The following is a 25,388-nucleotide window of genomic DNA, read 5'->3' as shown; positions in this document are numbered from 1 at the left end:
GTTCTCGGCTAAATCAATACTTGACGAAGGAAATTATTGAGCCTAGATTTCGTCCATGTTTCCCGAAGTCGAGGCCGTCGCGCCCGCGGTGACCGCCGTGTTCACGACCGTCCTGACCGAGGGTCCGATCAGCCGCGTCGCCCTCGCCCGCCGGCTCGACCTGTCGTCGGCCGCCGTCACCAAGGCGGCGCGCCCGCTCATCGAGATGGGCTACCTCGAGGAGCTGGCCGCGACCGAACGGACCGGGCCGGGCGCCGGCCGCCCGGCCAGCCCCCTCGCGATCCGGGCCGACCGCGAGTTCTTCGTCGGCGTGAAGATCACCGGTGACGAGCTCATCGGCGTCGTCTGCGACCTGCGCGCCGAGGTCCGGACGACCGCGCACCGGCGACTGGCCGTTCCGCAGGTCGACCACGTCCTCATCGAGCTCGGCGAGCTCGTCGACGAGCTGCTCGACGGTCCCGGCGACTACCGGGCCCGCACCCGCCGCCTGGGCCTGGCCGTCTCCGGCGACGTCGACCGCTCGACCGGCCTGGTGCGGTACTCGCCGTTCCTGCACTGGCACGACCTGCCCCTGCAGGAGCGGGTTGAGAAGATCACCGGGCTGACCGTCACGGTGGAGAACGACGTGAAGGCGCTGACCACCGCCGAGCACTGGTTCGGCGAGGGCGTCGGCGCCGAGTCGTTCGCGCTGGTGACCGTCGGCGCCGGCATCGGCTGCGGCCTGGTCGTCAACGGCCGTCTCGTCTCCGGCTCGCACGGGGTGGCCGGCGAGATCGGCCACATCGGCATCGACGTGAACGGTCCCGCCTGTCACTGCGGCGGCCGCGGCTGCGTCGAGGCCATCGCGGGCGCCGACGCGATCGTCCGGCAGGCCCAGGCGGCCGCCGGCCGGCCGGAGCTCAGGTTCGACGACGCGGTGGCGCTGGCCCGCGCGGGCGACGGCCCGGTCGGCGCCGTCTTCGCCCGGGCCGGGGACGCCATCGGCTCCGGCATCGCCGCGGTGGCCAACCTGGTCGGCCCGTCCCGCATCGTCGTCTCGGGCGAGGGCCTGGCCGCGTACGACCTGTTCGAACCACACATCCGGGCCGGCTTCCAGCGGCAGGCGTTCGGCGCCGCGGCCGACTGCCCCCTGTCGATCCGCCCGCTGCCGTTCGAGGAGTGGGCGCGCGGGGCGGCGACCGTCAGCATCCAGGCCCTCGTCGCCGCCTGATCGCCCGCGATCCGCGCGCCGGAGCCGTGGCGTCAGCCCTTGACGGCGCCCTGGGTGAGGCCGTTGACGAAGTTGCGCTGGAAGGCCAGGTAGACGACCACGATCGGGCCGATCACGAGAAGGCTGGCGGCGGAGACGAGCGGGATGTTGGTCGAGTACTGACCGACGAAGAAGGCGAGACCGGTGGGTGCGGTGCGCCGCCCGGGGTCCTGCATGAGCACGATGATGAGCAGGAACTGGTTCCACGACCACATGAAGTACAGCACCCCGAGCGTGGTGATCGCCGGCCAGGAGATGGGCAGCAGGACCCGCCGGAGGACGGTGAAGCTGCGCGCGCCGTCGACGCGGGCGGCTTCGAGCAGTTCGGCCGGGACGGACGCGAAATGGTTCTGCATCCAGTAGACGCCGAACGGCATGAACAACGCGGTTTCGGCGAGGATCGCGCCGGCGTACGAGTTGGTGAGGCCGACCTGCTGGAGGTCGAAGTACAGCGCGACCACCACCAGTTCGATCGGCAACGTCAGGCCCAGGACGAACGCGACGGACAGCGCCCGGCCGCCGAGCGGGTTCAGCGTGGCCAGCGAATAGCCGGCGAGGGCGGCCAGGACGAGCGCGAGCGGCACCACGCCGGCGGCGATGAGGACGCCGGAGAGCATCAGCCGGCCGAAGTCGGCGGCCCGCCACGCGTCGGCGAAGTTCGACCAGGTCCAGGTCGTGGGGATGCTGATGCCGGAGACCTGCGCCCCGGAGGGCTGCAGCGCGGTGAGCACGATGCTCACGAACGGAAGCAGCACGGCCACGGCCATCAGGGTCAGCACGAGATATCGCGCGGTGGTGGCCGCTCGCGGCGTCATGGCCTCTCCCGGGTCAGCCGCCGGATCGCCGTCACGAAGACGATCACGACGATGGTGAGCACCACGGCCAGCGCGGCCGCCCGGCCGATGTCGCTCTCGTTGAAGGCGAGCCGGTAGACGAGCAGGCCGGGCACGGTGGTGCGGTTGACGGGGCCGCCGTTGGTGGTGACGAAGGCCAGGTCGAAGCTGGCGAGCGCGGCGATGGTGGTGATGACGCTGGCGATGGTGATCTCGCCGCGCAGGGCGGGCAGCGTGACGGTGAAGAACCGGCGCACCGCACCGCCGCCGTCGAGGGCGACCGCCTCGTACAACGAAATGTCGATCTTCTGCGCGCCGGCCAGGAACAGCACCATGCACAGGCCGCTCATCGCCCAGGTGCCGATCAGGCCCAGCGCGATCAGCGCGAAGTTGTAGTCGCCGAGCCAGGCGCGGGTGATGCCGCCAAGTCCGACGGCGCGCAGGGCCTGGTTGACCAGCCCGTCGTCGGCGTACAGCCACCGCCAGGTGATGCCGACGGCGACCATCGGCAGCACCTGGGGAAGGAAGAAGACGATCCGGAACCCGGTCATGCCGCGCACGCCGCCCTGCAGCAACGCCGTCAGCAGCAGCCCGATCGCGCACGGGATCACCGCGAAGAACACGATCAGGACGATGGCGTGCCACAGCGCGGGCCCGATCGCCGGGTCGGTGAAGACGCTGCGATAGTTCGACAGGCCGGCCGGGGTCGCCGCCGAGATGCCGTCCCAGTGCAGGAACGACAGGTACGCGGTGTGCACCGCCGGCCAGAGCGCGAACCCCGCGTACACCAGCCCGGCCGGCGCCACGTACGCCAGGGCGGTCAGCCGGCGTACGCGGCGCGCGGTGGTGTTGCCGTCAGGCATGGTATTGGGTCCACGACTCCTGCAGGTCGGCGAGGAACTGGTCGGGCGTCGTCTTGCGGCTCAGCAGTCCCTGCACGCCGGCGGTCAACCGGTCGATCATGTTGGGGGAGGCGAAGTCCGGGAAGGGGACGATGCCGTTGTCGTCGACGACCGTCTTGAAGCCGCCGGCGATGTCGGCGAGCACGCCGGTCGCCTTCGGCTGCACGGTGTTGTCGACCGGCATGAATCCCGTGTCGAACTGGATCGTGGCCGCCTGCTCGGAGCGCATGAAGTCCAGGAAAGCGGCGGCCTCGTTCGGGTGCTTGGTCTTTGCCGAAATGGAGTAGGCGACGCTGGCCCCGGAGGCCACCGCCGACGCCCCGGGAAGCAGGAAGAAGCCCACCTTGTCGCCCATCTCCTTGGCGATCGCCCCGGCGGCCCAGTTGCCGGTGATGAGATACGCGCTCTTGCCCTGCACGAAGTTCGCCTGGGCGTCGCTGTCCGCGGTGGCGTTGGCCGACGCCGGCACGTACCCGGCGGCGGACCAGTCGGCGAGCTTCTGCGCGGCCGTCCGGGCGCCGTCCGTCACGATGGTCGAGCCGGGCTTGCCGTAGACCCAGTCGCGGTACTGCTGCTCGTCGCCGAGGACGTTGGTCAGGGCGTTCCACACCTGGAAGCCGCCCACCTGCAGGCCGCCGACGCTCAGCGGGGTGGTGCCGGCGCGCTTCACCGCGGCCAGGCTCTGCTCGAACTGGTCGAGCGTGGTCGGCGGTTTCGCGACGAGGGACTTGTTGTAGTAGACGCCGAGCACCGAGAGGGCGCCGGGCACGGCGTAGAGGCCGCCGGTGCCGTACTGCTTCGCCGACGCGTCGGATTTGAGCACCTCGAGGCTCGAGGCCGGGAATCCGCTGCTCCAGCCATAGGCCTTCTCGTACGGGCTGAGGTCGTAGACGAGACCGGCCGGCACCAGCGAGCGCATGGCGCCGGGGTTGTACTCGGCGATGTCGGGCGGGGTCGGGGAGGCCATCGACAGCTTGATCGACTTGACGTAGTCGGAGAACGGCGTCTGCTGACCGGTGATGGTGATGTTGGGGTGCTGGGCGTGGAACGCGTCGATGAGTGCCTTGGTCGGCGGGTCGTCGGTGTAAGCCAGGGTCAGCGTGACCTGGTCGCTGGTCAGCGTGGTCGAGACGTCGGACGGGGCGGCGGGCTTGCCGCCGCTGGTGTCGGCGCAGGCCGCGAGCGCCGCGACGGCGATCGTGGCGGCGAGCGGACGGAAGAACTTGTCTCTCATCTGTTCTCCTGTGACATCAGGGCTGGTGTTTCGAGTCGTTCGCGTTCGACCCAGGACAGCGAGTGGTGGATCGCGCCCAGCACGATGGCGTCCGGGCCGAGGGTGGAGATCTCCAGGCGCGGCTGGTTGAGCCGCTCGGACCGCAGAGCGTCGGCGAGCGCGTCGAGCAGCGCCGGCCCGAGCACCGCGAGGTCGCCGCCGATGACGATCACCTCCGGATCGAGGAGCGCCCGGATGGCGGCGATGCCCTTGGCGAACCGGCCGCTGATCTCGCGGATCGCGGCGAGCGCCCAGCCCGTGCCGCTCGCCGCCGCGGCCGCCAGTTCGGGCAGGGCCGGCGGCTCGGGCAGGCCGCCCTCGCGGGCCGCGATCCGCAGCAGCTCGCGGCGGCCGACCCAGCGCTCGAACGGACCCAGGTCCTGGTCGTCGGCCACGGTGCCGAGGCCGGTGACGTCGAGGTAGCCGAGGTCGCCGGCGTCGTTGGAGGCGCCGCGGTAGAGCTCGCCGTGCAGGACTATGCCGGCACCGATCCGTTCACCCCAGTCGACGAAGACCAGCGCCTGCTCGGCGTGCGGGGTGCCGCGCCACCGCTCGCCCTTGGTGGCGAGTTTGATGTCGTTGTCCACGGCGACCGCCGCGCCGACCGCCGCCCGGATGCCGTCGACGATGGCGCCGCCGACGGCCTCCGGCATGCTCACGCTGAGCGTGACGTGACCGGTGGCCGGGTCGACGATGCCGGGCGCCGCGGCGGTAACGTGCCAGACGTCGGCCGGGCGGAGGCCGGCCCGCTCCAGCCCGCCCGTGACCGCCGCGGAGAGGGACTCGGCGAGGGCCGCACTGCTCGCCCGGTTCACCGGGAAGCCGGCGTCGGCGGTGACGTCGCCGGCGAGATCGGCGACCACCAGCCGTACGTGCCGGGGCTGCACGTCCACCGAGAGGACGTGGCCGGCCTCGGCCCGGAAGCGGACCATCTGCGGCGGCCGTCCGGCCGGGCTGGCGGCGCGGTCGGGCGCGGAGATCTCGACCAGGCCGGTGGACTCGAGCACCGACAGCGAGCGGGTGACCGCCTGCCGGGAGAGCCCCGTCTGCTTGGCGAGCTCGGAGACGCTTGCCCGGCGGGCGTCGCGCAGTCGCCGGAGGATCGCGGCGGCGTTGACCTCCAGCATGAACTTCGTGCCGACGGCGACTTCAGTCTCCATACCCTCTCCGATCTTGGAATTGTGGGTACCGTAACATACTTACGTACCGTACAGAAGTAATAGGATGTCGCCATGTCAGCACCGTGGAACTCGGCCGTTCAAGGCCTCTGGGCTCGCGTTTCCGGCGGCGCGCCGCCGTTGCGGGTCGATCAGCTGGAGGGCGTACGGCGGTTCGCCGTCCACGCCGAGGGCGGTGTGCTCGCCGTCGCCGCCAGTGACGCGCTGTCGGCGTGCGTGGCCGTGCACCGATATCTGACCGAGGCGTGCGGCGTCCGGGTCACGTGGGGCACCGAGCTCCCGCTCGACCTGGGCGAGCTGCCGGACTCGCCGGTGCTCACCGGCCGGGCGCGGGTGGAGGAGTTCTACTACCTCAACTTCTGCACGTTCGGATACTCGACCGCCTACTGGGACTGGGACGAGTGGGAGCGGGAGATCGACTGGATGGCGCTGCACGGCGTCACGATGCCGCTGAGTCTCGTCGGTCATGAGGCGGTGCTGACCCTCGCGTACACGCGTCTAGGTCTGTCCGATCGGGAGATCCGGGCCTTCCTGGGCGGTCCCGGTTATCTGCCGTGGCTCTACATGGGGTGCCTCGACAGCTTCGCCGGGCCGCTGCCGGCCACCTGGGCCGCCCGCCATCTGGACCTCGGCCGGCGGATCCTGGAGCGCCAGCGCGAGCTCGGCATGACCCCCGTGCTGCCCGCGTTCACCGGGCACGTGCCCGCGAGCCTCGCCCCGGCCGGCGCCCGTACGCGGGAATGGCAGGGCCTGCCGACCACCGTGGTGCACCCTGGCGAGCCGCTCTTCCGGCGCCTCACCACCGAGATCGTCACCGCCCAGCGGGAACTGCTCGGCACCGACCATCTCTACGCGGCCGACCCGTTCATCGAGATGATTCCGGCCGATACGGACGACGACGCCGGCTACCCGGCCGAGGTGGCCGCGGCGATCGTCGGCGGCCTGCGGGCGGCGGATCCGGCTGCCACCTGGGTGCTGCAGTCGTGGCCGTTCTCCTATCAGGCCCACTACTGGAGCCGGGAGCGGGTGGACCGGTTCCTGGCCGGCCTCCCGGGCGACGCCGTCCTGATCCTGGACCTGTGGGGCGAGGCGGACCCGCAGTGGGCCCGGCTGGACGGCTACGCGGGCCGCCGCTGGATCTGGAACGGCCTGCTGAACTTCGGCGGTCGCAGCGAACCGGTGGCCGATCTGCGCTCGGCGGCCGGCAACCTCGAACAGGCGTTGGCCGCCGGCCGCCCGCCCGCGGGCCTGGGCCTCACCATGGAGGCGATCCACACCAATCCCGCCTTCTTCGAGCTGATCGCGGACCGCGCGTGGGCCGGCGAGCCACCCGTTCTCGGCGACTGGCTGCGAGAATTCGGCCGGCAGAGGTACGCGACCACCAGCGCGACGGCCGCGCGGGCGTGGGCGAAGCTCGGGGAATCGGTCCTGGCCGCCCACGCTCGTGCCATCTTCCCCGAGCGGTTCATCTCGATTCTGGTCACGCGGCCCCGCTACGACGCCGAGCCCGATGTCCGCGCGGCCCTCTTCTACCGACCGCCCGACCTGCTGGACGCCTGCCGAGCGCTGCTCGACCTGGATCTGCCCGGGCCGGCCGAGGACGATCTCGTGCTGTCCTGCGCGGCGCTGCTGGTGCGGATCATCGACTTCCGGTACGCCGCCCTGGTCGCGGCCGCGTCGACCGGCCACCTCGATCCGGCCGCCGGTGCCCGCTTCCTCGACGCCTTCGACGACCTCGACGACCTGGTGGCGACCCGCCCGGCCCTGCGGCTGGACACCTGGGTCGCCGGCGCCCGGCGGTGGGCCGACGACGCGGAGAGCCGGTGGGTGCTCGAGGACAACGCGCGCCGCATCCTGACCGCGTGGACCACCACGGACGACCCCCGCCTCGACGACTATGCCGCCCGGATCTGGGGCGGCCTCGTGGCCGGGTATTACAAGCGTCGCTGGGAGAGCTGGCTGAAATTCCTGCCCCAGGCGCTCGCGCCGGGCGGCCGGGCCGCCGCGCAGGCGGCCCTCGACGCCGAACTCGTGCGGCTCACCGAAACCTTCATCGCGGCCGGGCCGCCCCCGACCGGCCCGGCCGGCGACGCCCGCGCGGCCGCCCGGCGAGCGCTGGACCGGTACGGCGACGAGTTTCAAGCGATCGAAAGGACCATCGCGACGTGACCCACACCAGAGCGACCGAACAGAGGGATCCCGGCACCGTCGACATCGACCGGTGGCCGAGCGACCGCATCGTCGAGACGCTGCTCGCCGCGGACACCGCCGCGCTCGCCGCGGCATCGGCTGCCGCTCCCGCGCTGGCGGCCGCGGTCGACCGCGCCCTGGAACGCATCGGCCGGGGCGGCCGGGTGCACTACTTCGGCGCGGGCGCGTCGGGCCGGCTCGCGGTGCTCGACGCCACCGAGGCGACCCCGACGTTCGGCACCCCGCCCGGGTTCTTCACCGCGCACTTCCCCGGCGGGGCGGCCGCCCTGGTCGACTCCACCCTGGACTATGAGGACGCGCGGCCGGCCGGGTACGACGACGCCGGAGGAGTCCGGGCCGTCGACGTGGTGGTCGGCGTCACCGCCTCGGGGACCACGCGGTACGTCGCCGGCGCACTCGCCCGGGCCCGCGAGACGGGTGCCCTCACGGTGCTCGTCACGTGCGTCCCGGACTCGCCGCTGGACGCGGACCTCACGGTCGTCGCGCGGACCGGGCCGGAGGCCATCACCGGGTCCACCCGGCTCGGCGCCGGAACGGCCACGAAGGCGCTGCTGAACGCGTTCTCCACGGCCCTGATGGTGAGGTCCGGCCGGACCTGGTCGAACCTGATGGTCCACCTCGTCGCGACGAACGCGAAGCTGACCGGCCGCGCGACCGGCATCATGGCGATGGCCACCGGCCTGGACACCGAGGAAAGCGCCGCGGTCCTGGCCCGCAGCGGCGGTGACCTGCCGCTGGCCCTGGTGCACGCCCTTTCCGGCCGTCCGCTCGACGAGTGCCGCCGGGCCCTCGGCGGAGGCCGTGGCGTGCGCGCGGCGCTCGAGGTCCTGGCTGTCGTCGATGAGGCCTGACGGCGTGGCGTACGTGGGGATCGACGTCGGCGGCGGCGGTATCCGGATCCGTGCCCAGGTGCACGGGCGGCGGATGGGCGTACACGATCAGGGTCCGGTGCCGCGCGCGGGTGGCCGGATCGACGCGCCCGCCCTCGGTGCCCGGATCGGCGGGCTGGTCGCCGGCATGGACCCCGGCCTCACCGCCGATCGCGTCGCCGTCGGCCTCACCGGCATGCCCGGGCTCCTCGAACGTCCCGCCGAGCTGGCCGGTCACCTTCATCGGAGAATCGCGTCGAGGACCGTCATCATCGCCGGCGACAGCCTCACCACGCACCTCGGCGCGCTGCGAGGGCGGGCCGGCTGCGTGGTGGCGGCCGGTACCGGTGTGATCGTGCTGGGCACCGACCACGCGGCGACGTGGAACCGCGTCGACGGCTGGGGTCACCTCCTCGGCGACGAGGGGAGCGGCGCGTGGATCGGGGCGCGGGGGCTGCGTGCCGCGCTGCGGCATCACGACGGCCGGGATGAGGCGTCCGCCGCTCTGCACCACCGCCTCCGTCAGCGTTTCGGCACGGTCGACGACGCCCTGCACGCGATCTACGGATCGGCGGCCCCGGCCCACGAGCTCGCCGCGTTCGCCCCGGACGTGGCGGCCGCCGCCCACGATGGCGATCCCGTCGCCCGGCAGATCTGGCGCCGGGCGGGCGCGCACCTGGCGGCGGCCGCGCAGGCCGCGGGGCACGGCCTGCCGCCGGAGTACTCCTGGGGCGGTCGGCTGTTCGACGCCGGCGAACTCCTGCTCGACGCCTTCCGCGACGACCTGGCCAGACGCGTACCCGGCGCGCGCCTGTCGCCGCCGTCCGGGCAGGCCGCGGACGGCGCGCTGCTGCTGGCGCAACGCGGCCTGCCGCCCGACCGGCCCACCAGGGCGCCGTACGCGGTGGAGTTCCCCCCGATCGGCTAGCGGCGCCCGTCGGACGGGTCAGGCCGGCAGCGACGCCTCGATCGCGGCGACGACCGACGCGTCCTCGGGGTCGGTGCGCGGGCCGAAGCGGACGACCGTGCCGTCGGGGGTGACCAGGAACTTCTCGAAGTTCCAGCGGATGTCGCCGGTGTAGCCCTCGGCGTCGGGCACGCTCACCAGCTCGGTGTACAGCGGGTGCCGGTTGTCGCCGTTGACCTCGATCTTCTCGGTCAGCGGGAAGGTGACGCCGTAGGTGGCCGAGCAGAACTCGGCGATCTCGTCGGCGGTACCCGGTTCCTGGCCGCCGAACTGGTTGCACGGGACGCCGAGAACGGTGAAGCCGCGGTCGGCGTACCGCTCCTGAAGTCGTTCGAGGCCGTTGTACTGCGGGGTGAGGCCGCACTTGGACGCCACGTTCACCACCAGCGTGGCGACGCCGGGCCGGGGGCCGAGCTGGAGCGAGGGGTCGGTTCCGCCGGGGACCGTCACGTCGAAAATCGTCATGACGCCCAGAATAATGTTCGCGTTCGGGTAGCCGCTCCGGGGCGCTCAGCCGAGGTCGTGGCCGGCGTAGGCGGCCCGCAGCGCCTTCTTGTCGGGCTTGCCGAGTGCGGTCAGCGGGAGCCGGTCCGCCACGATCACGTGCTTGGGCGCCTGGACCGGGCCCTTCCGGTCGCGGACCAGGGCCTTGAGCTGGTCGGCGAGGGTGGCCGGGCCGTCCGCGCCGCCCTCTCGCAGCACCACGATCGCGGTGACCGCCTCGCCCCAGGTCGGGTCCGGTACGCCGATGACGCCCACCTGCGCCACCGCGGGGTGGGTCGCGATCACGTCCTCGACCTCGCGCGGGAACACGTTGAAGCCGCCCGTGACGATCATGTCCTTGACCCGGTCGACGATGTGCCAGTAGCCGTCCGCGTCCTCGCGCGCCACGTCGCCCGTACGCAGCCAGCCGTTGCCGAACGCCGCCGCCGTCGCCTCCGGTTTGTTCCAGTAGCCGGCGGCGAGCAGCGGCCCGGCCACGCAGATCTCGCCCGGCTCGCCGGTCGCCACCCGGTCGCCGCGCTCGTCGAGCAGCGCCGTGCGCAGGAACGCGGACGGCCGCCCGCAGGAGGTCAGCCGGGCGTCGTCGTGCTCGCCGCGGGGCAGGTAGCTGATCGCCATCGGCGCCTCGGACTGGCCGTAGAACTGGGCGAAGATCGGCCCGAGCCGGTCGATCGCCTCGCGCAGCCGCACCGGGTTGATCGCCGCCGCGCCGTAGTAGACCGTCTGCAGGCTGGACAGGTCGCGGGTGCGGGAGTCCGGGTGGTCGAGCAGCGCGTACAGCATGGTCGGCACCAGCATGGTGGCGGTGATCCGCTGCTCCTCGATCGTGCGCAGCACCTCGGCCGGGTCGAAGCGGGGCAGCACGACCATCGACCCGCCCTTGATCAGGGTGGGGACGAAGAACGCGGCGCCGGCGTGTGACAAGGGTGTGCACACCAGGAACCGGGGGGCGTCCGGCCACTCCCACTCGGCCAGCATCACCTGGGCCATGGTCAGCATCGACTGGGCGGTGCCCATGACCCCCTTGGGCCGGCCGGTGGTGCCGCCGGTGTAGGTGATCGACACGATGTGATCGGGCTCGAGCGAAGCGGGCCTCAATGGGCCCGGGCGGTAGCCGTCCGCCGCGGCGACGAGGTCGACGGCGCCGGCCAGGGACGACGGGGCCGGGCCGATGGTGAGCACCTGCTTGAGGCCGGGCGCCTTGGCCAGCAGCCCCTGAGCGCGTTCCGCGAAAACCGGGTCGACGATGAGTGTCCCGATGCCGGCGTCGTTGATCGCGTACGCGTGGTCGTCGAGCGAGCCCAGCGGGTGCAGCGCCGTGCGCCGCGCGCCCAGCACCTGGCCGGCCGCGACGATCAGCAGCACCTCGGGGCGGTTGGTGGACAGCAGCGCCGACGGGCCCGCCCCCAGGGCTTCCAGTGCCTGCACATAGCGGCTGGCGGCGGCGGCGACCTCGCCGCCGGTCAGGGTGGCGCCGCCGAGCTCCATCACCGGCTTGTCGCGGTGCCGGTCCAGCGCCGCGACGACCAGGTGGCCCAGGTGGTTGGGTTGCCGCATCGCCTCCTCGGTCATCGGTCAGCCCATGGGGAGCGCGACGGACTTCAGCTCGACGTAGCCGTCGATGCCCTCCGGCCCGAACTCGCGGCCGATGCCGCTGGCCTTGAAGCCGCCGAACGGCGAGTTGAAGTCGAGCAGGTACTGGTTGATGCCGACGGTTCCGGTACGCACCCGGCGGGCCACGTCGACGCCGTGCTCGACGTCGGCCGTCCACACCGTGCCGGCCAGGCCGTACTCCGAGTCGTTCGCGATCCGTACGGCCTCGTCCTCGCCGTCGTAGGGGATCACGCACAGCACCGGGCCGAAGATCTCCTCCCGGGCGATCCGCATCCCGTTGTCCACGTCCGCGAAGACGGTCGGCCGCACGTACCAGCCCGTGTCGAGGCCGTCCGGCATGCCCGGGCCGCCCACCACGAGGCGCGCGCCCTCCTGCTCGCCGAGCTCGATGTACGAGCCGACCCGCTCCTGCTGGCGGCGGGCCACCATCGGGCCGATGTAGTTGGCCATGTCCAGCGGATCGCCCACGGTCAGCCCGTCCACCATCGCCGCGATCGCGTCGACCACCTCGGCGTACCGGGCGCGCGGGGCCAGGATGCGGCTCTGCGCGATGCACGCCTGCCCGCTGTTCATCAGCGATGCCATCTGCAGACCCTGCGCGACCTCGCCCGGGTCGGCGTCGTCCAGCACGATCGCGGCGGACTTGCCGCCCAGTTCCAGCGTCACCCGGCGCAGGTCGTGGCCGCAGAGCGCGGCGATCCGCCGCCCGGCCGCGGTCGAGCCGGTGAAGGCGACCTTGTCCACACCCGGATGCGTGACCAGATGCTCGCCGACCTCACGCCCGGCCGGCAGCACGCTGACCACCCCCTCCGGCAGCCCGGCCTCGTCGAGAATCTCGCCCAGGACGAGACCCGAGGCGGGCGTCTCGGGCGCCGGCTTGAGTACCACCGTGCACCCGGCCAGCAGGGCCGGCACCAGCTTGGCGAGCGTCACGAAATGCGGCACGTTCCAGGGCGTGATCACCCCGACCACGCCGGCGGGCTCCCGCCGCACCACGACCGGGCTGCCGAACGAGCCGACCCGCCGCTCCTCCCACGGATAGCCGTCGGCGGCCTCGACGAACGCCTCCAGCGCCATCGCGGTGGCGCCGACCTGCCCGACGTGCGAGAACCAGAGCGGCGCGCCCATCTCGGTGCTGATCAGCTCGGCCAGCTCCTCCTGCCGGGCCAGGTAGGCGGCCGCGAACCGCTGTACGGCGGCGAGCCGCTCGGCCGGGTCGGCGCGGGACCAGGGCCCGTCGTCGAACGCCCGGCAGGCCGCCTCGACCGCCCGGTCCACATCCTGCTCGGTCGCCTCGGGAGTGCTGCCCAGCGGTTGCTCGGAATGCGGCGAGACCACCCGGATCCGCCGGTCGGAGGCCGGCGCCGCCCACCGGCCGCCGACGTAGAGCTCCTTGTACTCCAGCATCGTTGCTCCTCACCGGACGGACGCAGAAAACTAGAACGCGTTCTCGTTACCATATACTGCCCACCGGCCCGGGAAAATGGTCGCGAGCCCGCCGTGTTCCCGGTGCCGCGCCGCGGTCATCCGCGGCGTCGCGTACCTTCGGTCGACGTGAGCACTGTCCCGGCACCCGACGAGCGCACCCGCTACTCCTCCCGGCGGACCGACGAGATCGACGTCCAGTCCTGGCCGGCGCTGGGCGACGGCGAGCGCAAGCTGCTGGAGTCGGCCGGCGAGGTGATCCGGCCCGAGCCCGGCGAGGTGCTGTGGGACGGCGGCGAGTCGTACGACTTCTATCTCGTACGCGCCGGCGGGATCTGCCTGATCGACCGGCGCGACGACCGGACCGTGTTCGTGGTGGAGCCCGGCGACTTCCTCGGCGAGCTCGGGATGCTGATGGGGCAGCCGGCCTTCCTCGCGGGCGCGGCGCTGCCCGGGAGCACCTTGCTGCGCGTACGTGTCGAGGACCTGCGCCGGCTCATCGCCACCTCCGTGGAGCTCGGGGACCTGTTGCTCTCCGCGTTCGACGCCCGGCGGCGCATGCTGACCCGGTGGGGCGAGGGCGGTCTCGTCCTCGCCGGCGACGACGATCGCGGCCTGCATCGGTTGCAGGAGTTCGCCGAGCGCAACCACCTGCCGTACCGGACGGTGCTGCGCTCGGACCAGCCGGCATGGGCCGGCCTCGCGGCGACGACCGCGCTCCCGTCGACCGGGGCGGCCGTGGTGACCGGCCAGGGCCGGGTCCTCGCCGACCCGACGACCCGCGATCTGGCCGCCGCCACCGGTCTCGACCTCTCCGGAGTCGGCGACCGGGCACGCTGCGACCTCCTGATCGTCGGCGCCGGACCGGCGGGTCTGGCCGCGGCCGTCTACGGTGCCTCCGAAGGGCTGGACGTCGTGCTCGTCGAGGACGTCGCGCCGGGCGGACAGGCCGGCACCTCGTCGCGGATCGAGAACTACCTGGGCTTCCCCCGCGGCATCGCCGGCAGCGAGCTGGCCCGGTCCGCGATGCTGCAGGCGGTCAAGTTCGGGGCACGGTTCGTCTCGCCGCGCTCCGTCACCGGGTTGTCGCGGGCGGCGGACGGATTCCAGGTCCGGCTCGACGACCAGAACGACGTCGCCGCCCGGGCCGTGGTCGTCGCCAGCGGCGTCCGGTACCGGCGACTGCCGATCCCGGGCATCGCCGACTTCGAGGGCCGTGGCGTCTACTACGCCGCCACCGAGATCGAGGCCCGCGCCTGCCTCGGCCGCGAGGTGGTGGTGGTCGGCGGCGCCAACTCGGCCGGCCAGGCGGCGCTGTTCCTGACCCGGCACGCCCGCCGGGTCCACGTCCTCATCCGCCGCGACAGTCTCACCGACACTATGTCGAGCTACCTCGCCCAGCGCCTCCTCAACCACGAGCGGATCACGGTCCACCCGCGGTCGGAGCTGACCGCCGTGCGGGGCGAGGACCGGCTCACCCACCTGACCTGGCGGGACGGGCGCCGGCAGGAGGACGTCGACCTGGCGGCCGGCGGCCTGTTCTCGATGATCGGCGCACAGCCGCGAACCACCTGGCTGCAGGGCGTGGGCATCGACCTCGACGACAAGGGTTTCGTGAAGGCCCACGGTGCGTTCGAGACCTCGGTGCCTGGCCTGTTCGCCGTGGGCGACGTGCGGGCCGGGTCGGTCAAGCGGGTGGCCTCCGCGGTGGGCGAGGGCTCGGTGGTGATCTCCGCGGTGCACGCCTATCTGCGAGACCATTGACGTTTTCGGAGATGTCCCGTCGGGTCGAGGCCGTTCCTCGCCGAGAGCCGCTCGTCGTGCGCCCGCGGCGGTCAGGCCGCCCGGGCGGTATGTGACAGCCGGCTGTTCAGGTGCGCGTGGAGGTGCTTCGTGGCGGCCTGCGCCGGGAGCGGGCGCGCGAGGTGATAGCCCTGGCCGAGGTGGCAGCCCAGGCGGCGAAGCACGGCCAGCTGGTCCGCGTCCTCGATGCCCTCCGCCACGGTCTGCAGCCTCAATGCCCGGCCGAGCTCGATCACCATGCGTACGACCGCAAGGTCTTCGGGGTTCTGGTTCATGGAACCGACAAAGGACCGATCAATTTTCAGTTCGTCCACGGGGAAGCGCCGAAGGTAGGACAGCGACGAGTACCCGGTGCCGAAATCGTCCACCGACAGGTTGACGCCGAGCTCCTTGAGCTGCCGCATCTGGTGGGCCGCCGTGTCCGGGTCCTTCATCATCGCGGTCTCGGTCAGCTCGAGGGTCAGGGCGGCGGCGGGGACGCCCTCGGTCCGGAGCACGTCGGCGACGTGCGGGACGAAGTCCCGGTCGAGCAGCTGCCGCGGGGCGATGTTCAGGTTCAGCCGCAGCGCCGGGAACCGGGGAAGCCACTGCGCGAGCTGACGGGTGCCCTCCCCGAGCGCCCACCGTCCCAACTCCACGATCAGGTTGCTCTCCTCGGCGAGCGGGATGAACTCGGCCGGCGCCACGAGACCGCGGCGGGGGCAGGTCCACCGCATGAGGCCCTCCATGCCGATCGGCCGGAGGCTGCCGAGGTCGACAAGCGGCTGGTAATGCAGTTCGAGGTCGTCCTGATGCAACGCGCGCTGCAGATCGGCGAGCATGTCGAGCCCCGCGACCGTCTCGGTGAGCATGCGCGGCTCGAAGACCACGACCTGCGAGGCGCCGCCCTTCTTGGCGGCGTACATCGCGACGTCGGCGTTGCTGAGCAGGTCATCGGCGTTGTCGGCGCCGGCGCAGCGGTCGGCGACGCCGACGCTCGCGCCGATCAGCACGTCGCGGGAGGCGATCCGGAACGGCTGGCGGAGCGAGTCGATCAGGCGCTCGGCCGCCGCCACGGCCGTCTCCAGCGAGGCGTCACGAAGGAGCACGGCGAACTCGTCGCCGCCGATGCGTGCCGCTGTGTCGGTGGGCCGGAGGCGTTCCGAGATGCGGCGGGACACGGCGGCCAGCAGCTCGTCGCCGGCCGCGTGGCCGAGGCTGTCGTTCACCGCCTTGAACCGGTCGAGGTCGATGAACAGCACGATGTCGTCGCGGCGCTCGGCGAGAGCGTCGCGAAGGCGCTCGAGGAACAGCGTGCGGTTGGGCAGGCCGGTCACCGGATCGTGGTGGGCCTGGCGCACCGCCGCGACGGTGCGTGCGTCGGTGAGGGCGAGGCTGGCCTGCTGGGCGAACGCCACGAGAAGGTCCACCTGCTCACCGCCCGCACCGCCGTCGATCACAGCGACCAGGCTCCCGGCGATCGTGCCGCCGACGGACACCGGCGTGGCTATAAGGCCAAACCTTTGCGCCGGTACGTCGTGAGAGACGTGGGATCCCGTGCTGATCGACTCGCGGGCGACGTCGAGCACCGCGTCGCCGGGACCTGCGTCGCCGGACACCACGGCCAGTTCGTGAGCCGCGCCGGGCTCGGCGAGAACGAGTACTACAGAAGAACCATTCAACAGTTCGGCCGCACCGGCCGTCACGGCGTCGAGAACTTCGGGGAGCGGACGGCGCGCCGACACCGCCTGCTGGATGGTGAGCAACTGCTCCAGCAGGCGCTGCCGGGCACGCAACTCCGCCACGAGCCGAAGCTCGTGCTCGCGCATCGTCCGCTCGGCGGTCAGGGCGCGGACGTTGCGCAGCACCAGGCTCAGCAGCTGCGCCATGGCCTGGACGGTCTGGCGCTCGGCTCCCTCCAGGGCCGTCTCCCGGCGGCCGACCACGAGGAAGTCCGGCGTGCCCCGGCCGAGACGCGCGGCGAAGGTGTGCATCGACCCCACCCCGGGCAGCTCCACCGACCGGGCGAAGGCGAGGGTGCTGAGCAGCTCACCGCCCGCCCCGCCGGCGCCGAGACCCCAGGCGGCCCGCACGGTGCCGTCGATGACCACGGCGGCGATCTCCGCGTCGAGGACCTCGGCGGCGCGCTCGACGGCGAGTTGCACGACGACGTTCTCCTCGTCGCTGCCGCTGATGGTCGCGAAGTATTCGGTCAGCTGCGATGCCGACCATTGGTCCGTCATGGGATCCCCATCATCACGCGAAAGCGAGAGAGACCATCGTGAGGTGATGCATGCCGTTCGCGCCGCGGTATCGAGCGATCTCGCCGTACGAGTAGAAGCCCCCGAACGGTATGCCCGGGAAGGCGCGCCCGATCTCGGCGATCTCCCGGTGCACGCCGACGGGTCCCAGTTCGCGGCGGCGCACGGCACAGTCGAAGGTGAGCAGGCCGATCGGGGTGGCGTCGCCGAGCGTACGCACGGCGTCCGCGCAGGACGCCGTGGCGCCCGCCACCAGCGACTCGACGTCGCCCTCCATGACCCACGCCAGCCCGCCCTGCGGGATCCCGGCCGAGACCAGCACCGAGCCGTCCGACGGGTCCAGCCCCTGGATGACGCGGATCTCGTCGCCGGAGCGGGTCGCCACGCCCAGCGGGCACTCCAGCGCCCGGAGCCGGAACGAGTCCGACCCCTCGAGCACGGAGCGATCGAGGCCCATCCGGCCGAGGAAGACGTCCATGGCCGGCTCGTTGTCGAACTCGAAGACCTTCAGGCCCTCGCTGTCCGTGACGACCATGGGGTCGCCGGATCGACGCCACCCGTGCGCCACGCCCAGCCCGACCGGCGCCGGCGAGCCGATGGCGACGCCGACCACCGTGCCGCTGAGGATCTCCACCCCGTTGCTGTCGCCGGCGAACTGACAGGTCCGTTCGAACTGCCAGTTGTCGCTGGCCACGCCGCCGATCAACGGGACGGCCGCGCCGGCGGTGCCGTACGCGCCGCGAACGATCTCCACGTTGTCGTCGAGAAGCGCGTCGACGAACAGCAGCAGCACCTTGTGTGGGTGATCCAGCAGGGCCAGGCCCGATGCGGCCTCGCCGCCCGCGGCCCTCTCGTTGCCCGGAACATCACGGCCGACGGCGATCTCGTAGCCGAACCCGTCGCCGCCGAACGCCACGACCGACACCGAGAAGTCGGCCGGCTCGCCCGAGGTCGCCATCGGCTCGACGGTGGAGCAGCCCGCGATCTTCGTCGCCGGGCCGGCGTGGGCCCGGACACCCTCGATGAGCGCCGTCATGTCCATGTACTCGCGGGCGAAGACGAGCACCAGACCCGCGTCCGGCCGGTCGGCGACCGCGGCCGCCGTGGCCTGGGCGCCGGCGGTGAATCCATCGGAGTCCGTGCTCGAGCCGACGCCGAACCATCGACCTTCCACGCGGTCGGCGCCGGGCTGGTCGAGGTTCAGGTGGTCCTGCATGAGATCGGCCATGTCGCGTCTATCGGCACGGCCCACCCGGACATGAGCGGGTCGGCCCGGCGAAGTCCCGGCACGTGACCGCGGACTTCGCCGGGCGTCCCGTCTACAGCTCGTCGAGATCGATGGTTTGTGCCATGGCGCGCATGCCGGCGTCGTTCGGGTGCAAACCGTCGCCGCCGTCGTAGGCCGGGTTCAATCGGTCGGGGTCGGCGGGGTCGGCGAGCGCCCGATCGAAGTCGGCCACCGCGTCGTACTCGCCGCTGGTACGGATCCAGTCGTTGACCGCGTCGCGGACCTGCTCGCCGCGCTCGGTGTAGTAGCCGGGATAGATCACCCCGGCGAACGGGAGGATGGTGGCGCCGATCATCTTGACCCCGCGTGCGTGGGCGGCCCGGATCAGCGTCCGGTACCCGCCGATCAGCTGCTGCGCGGTGACCGGCACGGCCTCCGGCCCCTCGCCCAGGCCGATGTCGTTGATGCCTTCGAGCACGATGACCGTACGGACACCGGGCTGGCCGAGCGCGTCGCGGCCGAACCGTGCGGTGGCCCGGTCGCCGAACCCGGGGTTGTTGTCGGTGAGGACCTTGTTGCCGCCGATGCCCGCGTTGACAACGGCCTTGTGGCTTCCCGCGGCGACCAGCCGTTCGGCCAGCTCGTCGGGATAGCGGTTGTTCGCGTCCGGCGTCGAGAACGACCCGTCGGTGATGGAGTCGCCGAACGCGACGACGGCGTCGCCGGGCCGGCCGGAGACATCCACGCCGGCCAGGTAGTACCAGGATTGCGACGTTTCGGTATAAGCGTCGGAGGATTTGTCGGTCAGATGGTTGCCCGCGGCCCGGTAGGACGTCGCGAGCGCGAACGGGTGGAAGGTGGCCGGTCCGGTGCGGTCGGCGAAGTACAGCGTCACGGTCAGTTCTTCCAAGGCCGTGACCCGCAGGGACACGGCGTCCGAGTTTGCCTGCCGGCCGGCCGGGACGACGGTGGAACGCCGCCCGTTGAAGGTCACCGGGCGCAGTGAGCCCGGCTGGACCGCCGCGCCGTCGGCGGCCCGGGCGATCGAGGCGCCGGTCACCCGTAGGGGTCCCGCGCCGTACACATTGGAGATTCGGATGCGGACCTCGGAGCCGCCGCGGCTGACCCGGACCGGCTGCCGGAGCGACTGGTTCTCGAAGCCGTCCGCCCAGTTCGTGCCGCCGAAGGGATCCGGCGCCGCGGCGATGTTCGCGGTCTCCCAGGTCGCGGTCCAGTGGCGTCCGGGATGTGCCTGGGCCGGCGTGGCGGTCATGGAGGCCACCACCAGCGACGTGAGCAGCGCGATGAGCGTCGCGCGCAGAGCCCTGATGCTCATTCCTACCTCTCTTCGCTGTATTGATCGATCTGTCTGGATAGTTAGACAGTCTGGCCGATCCGAACTCATCGGTATCAGGGGTTTATCGGGGTATGGCCGGATGGCTCGGCGCGGGGAGATCAACCAGGCTGAGCAGGTGATCGCAGACCTGGTGAACGCGGCGACGGCCTTTGTCGGTCAACTTTCCACGTTCGACGAGTGGAAGGTTCTCCTGATCACGTTCGTGTCGACCGGGATCGAGATGACCTTCCTGGCCGGGCTGCTGGTGCCGGGCGAGTCCGTGGTCATGCTGGCCGGATCGCTGCCACACGGGCCGGTCGGTGTCGCGGCCGCGGTCGTGGCCGGCACGGCGGGCGGGCTGACCGGGCAGATCTGCGGGTACGCCGTGGGCCGCGCCTTCGGACCGCGTCTGCGCGGCACGCGGCTGGGTCGCCGGATCGGCGCCGAGCGTTTCGACCGGGCCGAGGCGTACCTGCGTGATCGGGGTGCCCCGGCGCTGGTGGCGGTGCGTTTCGTGGCCGTCATCCACGCCGTCGTGCCGATTGTCGCCGGCATCGTGCGGATGCCGTTCGGGCGCTTCCTCGGCTGGTCGGCGCTGGGCACGGCCCTGTGGGTGGGCGCCTTCGCCGGGCTCGGCGCGCTGACGGCGGGGGCCGACACGACCGGCGGCGTGACGGTGGTGCTCACCGCGATCGGCGCGACCTGCCTCGGCGTGGTGCCGTTGGGCGCCCGCCTGATCCGGCGGGCCTTCGCCGGCCGGTCGGCCAAGACCCGCGCCGGCGCCGTGGACGGGCTATCCACGGACGGGCTGGCCACGGACGAGCTGGCCCTGGAAGGGCTGGGCCAGCATGGGCTGGGCCGGGACAGGCTCGGCCCGGGCTGGCTCGGCCTGGAGGGGCTAGGCCTCGACGGGCTGGGCCGATCGGCGCTGGTGAGCGGCGGCCAGGATGAGGTAGCTGCTCGCGGTCCAGGTGTAGGCGCGGTCGCGTAGTCCGGCGCCGGTGGTGGCGTCGAAGTTCTCGGCGAACCCGGATCTCTCGCACAGTGCCCGGAAGCGTTGGCTGATGGTGTCGGCGAGGTCGATCAGGCCGGCCCGGCGCAGGCCGTCCTCGATCAGGACGGTCGGTGGCGCCCAGATCGGGCCGCGCCAGTATCCGTCGGCCGCGTAGTCGGGTGAATCGACGGGTTCGGTGGCCAGGCCGTGTTCGGTGAGGTGCCGTTCGATCCCGGCGGCCAGCTCGGCGCCGATGTCCGGCGGCAGGTCGGCGCCGAGCACGATGGGCATGAGGTCGAGCAGGCTGCCGCTGGCGCGCAGCCGTCCGGTGCCGGCGGTGCGGGCGACGAACCGGGAGCCCTGCCACAGCGTGCCGAGCATTGCCTTCCGTACCGTCTCGCGCTCGTGGCCCCACTGCCGGGCCTCGTCGGGGCGGCCGAGCTCGGCGGCGAGGGTTCGCAGCTCCGCCAGTTGCAGGATGAGGTACGCGGCAAGGTCGGCCGTCTCGATGACGCGGTCGCCGTCGAACGTGGTGGCGTTGTCCCAGCCGCTGTCGTTGCCGTGCTGGTAGTGCGGCAGGTCGTGACCGGGCACCCGTCGGCGGTCCAGCCAGAACCGGGTCCACGCGGCCAGTCGGTCGTACACCTGGACCAATTGGTCGTCGCCGAGCGGGAGTTGTGCGCGCAGCCGGCTCAGCGCCCACCCGTGGATCGGCGGCTTGACGAAGTTGTAGAGCACCTCGGAGTGGGCAACCGAGTCGGGCAGGGCGCCGGTCGGGTCCTGATGGTCGAACGGGAGCTGGAACTGGTCCCAGGCCAGGGCGGGATCGCCGGCGGCGAGGGCGAGCGCGTTGAAACAGTGGTCCCAGCTCCAGACCTTGTCCATCCAGTGCTTGGACATCAACACGCCGGGCCGGCCGAGGAAGCCGGCCGGCTCGACCGTGGCCGACCAGAGGACGTACGCCGCCAGCTCGGCGGCCGGAGTCTCCGCCGCACGCCACGGTGCTACCGAGTCCACGAAGGCGCCGAACTGCCGGGCGGTCCCGGCGGCCGCCTGATCAAAAGTGAGCGCGGCGACGAAGGGGGAGCGGCCGGCGTCGTACTCCTCGATGGCCAGCTCCCACGCGTCTCCGGCGACGGTGAGGTGGCGGTCCCGCGGGCCGAGAGCTTCGATCCCGGCGGCGGCGGACGTCCCGGCGAGCACCGTGATCCGATACCGGCGCCCGGTCTCGTAGGAGGTCAGCACGTAGGCGCCGTCGACCGGGTCGCGGTACAGGTAACTCCCGCTGAACGGGGTCAGGGCGCCGGCGACGACGTCGATGCGAAGCCCGAGGCCGTTCCCCCGTACGCGAATGGTGTCTGCGTCTTGATAGGTCAGTTCAATGTGATGGTTCTCGTGATGCCAGGCCAGCAGCGACGGGGTGGCGACGATTCGCGTTTCCGCGCGCGCGTCCCCGTGCAGCGGGACGAAACGCAGCACCGGGTGCATGCCGGTCTGATGGGAGACCAGGTGCAGGTCGTCGGCGTGGGTCTTCTCCGCGATGACCGGGGATATGTCGAACCACGATCCGCGGTACGAGAACGGAATGTCGCGGATGCCGAAGGTAGGACCTTGCACGATGCCTGCTTTCAGTCATTCAGTCATTCAGTCTTTTACGGCGCCGGCGGTGACCCCGGCCGCGACGTACCGCTGGGCGATGACCAGCAGGACCGCGGCGGGGATGGAGGCGACCACGGCGGTCGCCATGATGGCGTTCCACTGCTGGTTGTTGTTGCCGATGTAGTGGTAGATGCCGAGCGTGACAGGCTGGTGGGCGCCGCCGCCGTCGAGGGTGCTGGCGAAGACGAAGTCCGACCATGCCCAGAGAAAGGCGAACAGGCTGACGGTGACGATCGCATTGCGGCTGACCGGCAGGATGATCGAGCGGAAGATACGGAACGTCGCGGCGCCGTCGATCCTCGCGGCGTCGGTCAGCTCGTCCGGGATGCCCGCCATGAACGCCGTGAAGATCAGCACGCCGAACGGGACCGCGATCGTCGAGTCGGCCAGGATCAGCCCCGGCACGCTGTTGAGCACGCCCGCTTTGAGATAGATCGCGTAGAAGCCCATCGCCATGATGATGCCCGGGATCATCTGCGCGATCAGCAGAACAAAGCTCAGCGCCCGCCCGCCGCGGGGGCGGAGTCTCGCGAGCGAGTATCCGGCCGGGGCGGCGAGGCCGACGGTGAGCAGCACCGTTCCGGCCCCGACAAGCAGGCTCGTGCCGAGGTAGGGCAACTGCTGGTCGAGAACCGCCCGGTAACCCTCGACGGTGCCGCCGAACGGGAACAGATGCGGCGGGCTGGCGCGCATGTCGGTGTCCCGGGTGAAGGACACGTTGATCATCCAGTAGAGCGGGAACAGCATGATCGCGGTGAGCGCGACGCCGGCCGCGGTCTTGAGCCGCCGGGTCACCGCGCCTCCTGCCGTCGCTGCACCCGGATGTAGATCAGGCCGAAGGCCAGGGCGATCACGATGAGCAGGTTGCCGACCGCGGCGCCCGGGCCGAACTTCGGCAGCAGGCTGCCGAAACCGAGCCGGTACGACCAGGTGGCGAACGTGGTCGAGGAGTCGGTCGGGCCGCCCTTCGTCATGATCCAGATGATGTCGAAGACCTTCAGCGTGTAGATCAGACCGAGCAGGAGCGTGATCGCCGAGACCGGCCGCAGCAGCGGGAACGTGACCCGCCAGAAGCGCTGCCATCCGCTCGCGCCGTCCAGCGCCGCCGCCTCGTGGATGTCGGACGGAATAGCCTGCAGACCGCTGTAGAGCACGACCAGGTTGAACGGTATGCCGATCCAGACATTCGCGATGATCACCGACACCAGCGACCAGTGCGGCGAGGTGAGCCAGTTGACCGGGCCGGCACCGGCGAGTCCGAGCGCCCAGTTGACGATCCCCGAGTCGCTGTTGAGCATCCACGACCAGGTCGACGCACTCACGATCAAAGGCAGCAGCCACGGTACGAGGAACAGCGCGCGCAACATCGCCGACAGCGGAAAGGTCTGGGTGAAGAACACCGCTAAGGCCATACCAATGGAGAACTGGAAGAGGATCGACACGAGCGTGAACACCACGGTGTGCGCCAGCGCCGGCCCGAAGGTGGGGCTCTCGAACAGCTGGGCGTAGTTGCCGAAGCCGGCGAACGGCGCACCGCCCTGCACGAACGAGCGCACGGTGTAGTTGCGCAGGCTCAGGTCGAGGTTGCGGTAGAGCGGGTAGGCGTAGAAGGCGGCAAGGTAGAGGACGACCGGGGCGAGGAACGCCCAGGCCGTCCACCGACCGGATTTCATTTGGCGGCCGTCGACTGGGCGGCGGTCAGCGCGTCCTGGGGCGACTGGGATCCGCTCAGCGCGGCCTGCACGGCGGTCCACATCGGCTCGGAGATCTTCGGGTACTTCGTGCCGAGGTTGTCGCTGGTCCGGCCCTTCGCGGCCCCGACCGCCTCGACCCAGACCTTCAGCTCCGGGTTCTGCGCGACCTGCTTCTGCTGCACGGCGTCGGTGGCGGCGACGTACGACAGGGTGGTGTCCGTCGTGAGCGCGTTGTCTGAGCTGGTCAAGCAGCTGATGATCTTCTCAGCGGTGGCGTAGCGGCCGGTGTCCTTCTGCACCGGTGCGGTGACGAACTCACCGCCCGTGGGCGCCGGGGCCGTGCCGCCGGCCTGGGACGGGATCGGGATGATGCCGTACTCGAAACCGGTCTTTTTGGCGTTGGCCAGCTGCCACGTGCCGTTCTCGCTGAACGCGAAGTCGCCGGTGGCGAACTCCTGCCAGCTGGTGGTCTGCGTGTTGTTGATGACCGAGTTGGGGGCGTAGCCCTTCTTCAGCCAGTCCGTCCAGAGGCTCAGCGCGGCGACGGCCTGCGGCGAGCCGAGCTGGGTGAGGTTGGCGCCCGAGCCCCAGAACCAGGGCAGGAACTGGAACGAGCCCTCCTCGGTGCCGATCGCCGAGAACGTGATGCCCTTCTTGCCGGCCGCCTTCACCTTCTCCAGCGCCGCCGTCAACGAAGCCCAGTCCTTGATGGTGGCCGGGTCGACCTTGGCCGCGTCGAGAACCTTCTTGTTGTAGTAAAGGGCCAGCGTGTTTGCCCCGATCGGAATGCCGTAGGTCTTACCGTCGAACTGTCCGGCCGCCAGCAGGTTGGGCTCGACGGCCGAAGTGTCGATCTTGGTCTCGTCGGTGGTGGTGAGCACGCCGGCCTCGGCCAGGGTGGAGACGACCGGGTTGTCGACGATCAGCACGTCGGGGGAGTTGCCCTGCTGGGCGGCGAGCAGCGCCTTGTTCGTCAGATCCGAGGTGTCATAGCCCGTGCGTTTGACCGTCACGCCCGCGTCCGTGCCGCACTTGGTCAGCAGTGTCACCCACGCCGAGCTGTCGTCGAACTGCGGATACGGATCCCAGATCTGGTAGGTGCCGCTCGCGGTGGTGCCGCCCGAGCCGGATGAACCGGACGAGCCGGACGAACAGGCAGTCGCCATGGTGGTCAGGAGGACGGCGGACAGTGCGACGGCCGCGTGCCGGCGTCCGCGACGAGTGATCTTCATGAGGTTGAGCCCCTTCACCTGTGGGGGTGCGAACCGATTCGACGAACCGATTCGACGGGACGGTAGATCGCTCATGCGGCCGTGGTCAAGGCCTGCGTTCCGGTATTGACATACTTCGGCACGCGGTCATACGTTTGCCGCGAACCGATTCGACGCAGTGGTGTCCCGGAGTCCGGC

General features: G+C 71.4%; 20 protein-coding genes. 6 read left to right on the top strand and 14 right to left on the bottom strand.

Annotated features, from left to right (window positions below; genetic code table 11):
• Nucleotides 1-55 precede the first annotated feature (55 nt).
• Nucleotides 56-1,210, top strand: a complete 1,155-nt coding sequence (locus A3CQ_RS0149075) for an ROK family transcriptional regulator (protein ID WP_020518342.1) — start codon at nucleotides 56-58, stop codon at nucleotides 1,208-1,210.
• Between the two features lie 32 nt (nucleotides 1,211-1,242).
• Here the strand turns inward: A3CQ_RS0149075 and A3CQ_RS0149070 are convergent, their stop codons facing one another.
• Genes A3CQ_RS0149070 through A3CQ_RS56675 form a run of 4 tightly spaced genes read right to left on the bottom strand, consistent with a single transcriptional unit; the run spans nucleotide 1,243 to nucleotide 5,417 of the window.
• On the bottom strand, nucleotides 1,243-2,064 hold the full coding sequence (locus A3CQ_RS0149070; RefSeq protein WP_020518341.1) for a carbohydrate ABC transporter permease: 822 nt from the start codon (nucleotides 2,062-2,064) through the stop codon (nucleotides 1,243-1,245).
• Nucleotides 2,061-2,945: a carbohydrate ABC transporter permease gene (locus A3CQ_RS0149065; protein WP_020518340.1), complete on the bottom strand. Its 885-nt coding sequence runs from the start codon at nucleotides 2,943-2,945 to the stop codon at nucleotides 2,061-2,063. Before A3CQ_RS0149065 ends, A3CQ_RS0149070 begins: the two co-directional genes overlap by 4 nt.
• Nucleotides 2,938-4,218, bottom strand: a complete 1,281-nt coding sequence (locus tag A3CQ_RS0149060) for an ABC transporter substrate-binding protein (protein ID WP_020518339.1) — start codon at nucleotides 4,216-4,218, stop codon at nucleotides 2,938-2,940. Before A3CQ_RS0149060 ends, A3CQ_RS0149065 begins: the two co-directional genes overlap by 8 nt.
• The gene (locus A3CQ_RS56675) at nucleotides 4,215-5,417 is read right to left on the bottom strand and encodes an ROK family transcriptional regulator (RefSeq protein WP_020518338.1); all 1,203 of its coding nucleotides are present in this window, start codon (nucleotides 5,415-5,417) and stop codon (nucleotides 4,215-4,217) included. The genes A3CQ_RS0149060 and A3CQ_RS56675 overlap by 4 nt, the downstream gene beginning before the upstream one ends.
• Before the next feature lie 72 nt (nucleotides 5,418-5,489).
• Here A3CQ_RS56675 and A3CQ_RS56670 point away from each other — a divergent pair, with 72 nt between their 5' ends.
• The 3 genes from A3CQ_RS56670 to A3CQ_RS0149040 are packed head-to-tail and all read left to right on the top strand — an operon-like array spanning nucleotide 5,490 to nucleotide 9,443.
• The gene (locus tag A3CQ_RS56670) at nucleotides 5,490-7,604 is read left to right on the top strand and encodes an alpha-N-acetylglucosaminidase (RefSeq protein WP_063713689.1); all 2,115 of its coding nucleotides are present in this window, start codon (nucleotides 5,490-5,492) and stop codon (nucleotides 7,602-7,604) included.
• Nucleotides 7,601-8,497 carry an N-acetylmuramic acid 6-phosphate etherase gene (locus tag A3CQ_RS0149045; protein ID WP_020518336.1) on the top strand — a complete coding sequence of 299 codons (897 nt, stop codon included), beginning with the start codon at nucleotides 7,601-7,603 and terminating at the stop codon, nucleotides 8,495-8,497. The genes A3CQ_RS56670 and A3CQ_RS0149045 overlap by 4 nt, the downstream gene beginning before the upstream one ends.
• Entirely contained in the window at nucleotides 8,487-9,443 is a 957-nt protein-coding gene (locus A3CQ_RS0149040) for an N-acetylglucosamine kinase (RefSeq protein ID WP_026207066.1), read from the top strand. Before A3CQ_RS0149045 ends, A3CQ_RS0149040 begins: the two co-directional genes overlap by 11 nt.
• A gap of 18 nt (nucleotides 9,444-9,461) precedes the next feature.
• Here the strand turns inward: A3CQ_RS0149040 and A3CQ_RS0149035 are convergent, their stop codons facing one another.
• The 3 genes from A3CQ_RS0149035 to A3CQ_RS0149025 are packed head-to-tail and all read right to left on the bottom strand — an operon-like array spanning nucleotide 9,462 to nucleotide 13,007.
• Nucleotides 9,462-9,947, bottom strand: coding sequence for a glutathione peroxidase (locus tag A3CQ_RS0149035; RefSeq protein WP_020518334.1), 486 nt, complete (start codon nucleotides 9,945-9,947; stop codon nucleotides 9,462-9,464).
• Between the two features lie 45 nt (nucleotides 9,948-9,992).
• Nucleotides 9,993-11,558, bottom strand: coding sequence for a fatty-acid--CoA ligase FadD8 (gene fadD8 / locus A3CQ_RS0149030; RefSeq protein WP_020518333.1), 1,566 nt, complete (start codon nucleotides 11,556-11,558; stop codon nucleotides 9,993-9,995).
• A 3-nt stretch (nucleotides 11,559-11,561) separates the two neighbouring features.
• On the bottom strand, nucleotides 11,562-13,007 hold the full coding sequence (locus A3CQ_RS0149025) for an aldehyde dehydrogenase (protein WP_020518332.1): 1,446 nt from the start codon (nucleotides 13,005-13,007) through the stop codon (nucleotides 11,562-11,564).
• Between the two features lie 147 nt (nucleotides 13,008-13,154).
• Between A3CQ_RS0149025 and A3CQ_RS0149020 the strand changes: the two genes are divergently transcribed.
• Nucleotides 13,155-14,789 (top strand): FAD-dependent oxidoreductase, encoded by a 1,635-nt coding sequence (locus A3CQ_RS0149020; protein ID WP_020518331.1) that lies wholly within the window; start codon nucleotides 13,155-13,157, stop codon nucleotides 14,787-14,789.
• 71 nt (nucleotides 14,790-14,860) lie between these two features.
• On the opposite strand, the gene A3CQ_RS56665 is transcribed toward A3CQ_RS0149020, so the two are convergent.
• From A3CQ_RS56665 to A3CQ_RS0149005, 3 genes are all read right to left on the bottom strand, one after another.
• Complete coding sequence (locus tag A3CQ_RS56665) at nucleotides 14,861-17,050, bottom strand: putative bifunctional diguanylate cyclase/phosphodiesterase (protein WP_020518330.1); 2,190 nt, start codon at nucleotides 17,048-17,050, stop codon at nucleotides 14,861-14,863.
• 13 nt (nucleotides 17,051-17,063) lie between these two features.
• Nucleotides 17,064-18,296, bottom strand: a complete 1,233-nt coding sequence (locus A3CQ_RS0149010; protein ID WP_020518329.1) for an FIST signal transduction protein — start codon at nucleotides 18,294-18,296, stop codon at nucleotides 17,064-17,066.
• Nucleotides 18,297-18,387: 91 nt separating this feature from the next.
• Nucleotides 18,388-19,632 carry an SGNH/GDSL hydrolase family protein gene (locus A3CQ_RS0149005; protein WP_020518328.1) on the bottom strand — a complete coding sequence of 415 codons (1,245 nt, stop codon included), beginning with the start codon at nucleotides 19,630-19,632 and terminating at the stop codon, nucleotides 18,388-18,390.
• A 136-nt stretch (nucleotides 19,633-19,768) separates the two neighbouring features.
• Between A3CQ_RS0149005 and A3CQ_RS58365 the strand changes: the two genes are divergently transcribed.
• Nucleotides 19,769-20,623, top strand: a complete 855-nt coding sequence (locus A3CQ_RS58365) for a DedA family protein (RefSeq protein ID WP_157297221.1) — start codon at nucleotides 19,769-19,771, stop codon at nucleotides 20,621-20,623.
• Here the strand turns inward: A3CQ_RS58365 and A3CQ_RS0148995 are convergent.
• From A3CQ_RS0148995 to A3CQ_RS0148980, 4 genes are read right to left on the bottom strand one after another with little or no spacing between them, the layout of a single operon-like run.
• Complete coding sequence (locus A3CQ_RS0148995; RefSeq protein ID WP_020518326.1) at nucleotides 20,531-22,243, bottom strand: amylo-alpha-1,6-glucosidase; 1,713 nt, start codon at nucleotides 22,241-22,243, stop codon at nucleotides 20,531-20,533. The genes A3CQ_RS58365 and A3CQ_RS0148995 overlap by 93 nt on opposite strands.
• A gap of 27 nt (nucleotides 22,244-22,270) precedes the next feature.
• Nucleotides 22,271-23,080: a carbohydrate ABC transporter permease gene (locus tag A3CQ_RS0148990; protein ID WP_020518325.1), complete on the bottom strand. Its 810-nt coding sequence runs from the start codon at nucleotides 23,078-23,080 to the stop codon at nucleotides 22,271-22,273.
• Nucleotides 23,077-23,958, bottom strand: coding sequence for a carbohydrate ABC transporter permease (locus A3CQ_RS0148985; protein ID WP_020518324.1), 882 nt, complete (start codon nucleotides 23,956-23,958; stop codon nucleotides 23,077-23,079). Before A3CQ_RS0148985 ends, A3CQ_RS0148990 begins: the two co-directional genes overlap by 4 nt.
• A complete protein-coding gene (locus A3CQ_RS0148980; protein ID WP_020518323.1) occupies nucleotides 23,955-25,211 on the bottom strand; it encodes a sugar ABC transporter substrate-binding protein in 1,257 nt (418 codons plus the stop codon). Before A3CQ_RS0148980 ends, A3CQ_RS0148985 begins: the two co-directional genes overlap by 4 nt.
• Nucleotides 25,212-25,388: the final 177 nt, after the last annotated feature.

Source organism: Paractinoplanes globisporus DSM 43857, from assembly GCF_000379645.1.
Lineage (GTDB): Bacteria > Actinomycetota > Actinomycetes > Mycobacteriales > Micromonosporaceae > Actinoplanes > Actinoplanes globisporus.
Note: the sequence above shows the minus strand (reverse complement) of the source record. Positions and strands in the feature narration are given on the sequence as shown.